Here is a 1,032-nt window from a genome sequence, read left to right on the forward strand (position 1 = left end):
AAACAACGACTTAACAGACGAAGAAAAAGCAGCAGCTAAGCAAGAAGCGCAAGATAAGGCGGCTGCAGCGAAACAAGCAATCGACAACGCGGCAACAAACGCAGGAGTAGAGCAAGCTAAGGCTAATGGAACAACAGAAGTAAACAATGTAAACCCAACGCCAGTAGCAAAACCAGCTGCTAAGAAAGCAATAGAAGATGCATTAAAAGCTAAGAACGACGCGATTGACGCAAACAATGACTTAACAGATGAAGAAAAAATAACAGCGAAAGCTGATGCGGAAGCGAAAGCAGATGCAGCAAAACAAGCGATCGACAACGCGACAATAAATGCAGCGGTAGACCAAGCTAAGGCTAATGGAACAACAGAAGTAAACAATGTAAATCCAACGGCGGTAGCGAAACCAGCAGCTAAGAAAGCAGTAGAAGATGCGTTAGTTGATAAGATCAAAGCAATCGACGCAAACAATGACTTAACAGACGAAGAAAAAACTGCAGCAAAGGCAGACGTAAAAGCAAAAGCTGACGCAGCGAAAACAGCAATCGACAATGCGACAACAAACACAGGAGTAGAACAAGCTAAGGCTAACGGAACAACAGAAGTGAACAATGTAAATCCAACGCCAGTAGCGAAACCGGCAGCTAAGAAAGCAGTAGAAGACGCGTTAGCTGAGAAGATTAAAGCAATCGAAGCAAACAACGACTTAACAGCTGAAGAAAAAGCAGCAGCTAAGCAAGAAGCGCAAGATAAGGCGGCTGCAGCGAAACAAGCTATTGACAATGCGACAACAAATGATGCGGTAACTCAAGCTAAAAATGATGGAGCAACATCAGTAGACAATGTAAACCCAACACCAGTAGCGAAACCGGCAGCTAAGAAAGCAGTAGAAGACGCGTTAGCTGAGAAGATTAAAACAATCGAAGCAAACAACGACTTAACAGCTGAAGAAAAAGCAGCAGCTAAGCAAGAAGCGCAAGACAAGGCGGCTGCAGCGAAACAAGCAATCGATAATGCAACAACAAACGTAGGAGT

General features: G+C 44.1%; 1 protein-coding gene. It reads left to right on the forward strand.

Annotated elements, in window-relative coordinates; genetic code table 11:
• Nucleotides 1–1,032, forward strand: a 1,032-nt coding sequence (locus NMM17_RS09535) for a DUF1542 domain-containing protein (protein ID WP_254754331.1), incomplete at both ends; no start/stop codon positions are given.

Origin of the sequence: Streptococcus sp. CF7_Ac1-12 (genome assembly GCF_024295905.1) — a bacterium.
In the GTDB taxonomy this organism is placed as follows: domain Bacteria; phylum Bacillota; class Bacilli; order Lactobacillales; family Streptococcaceae; genus Streptococcus; species Streptococcus mitis_AP.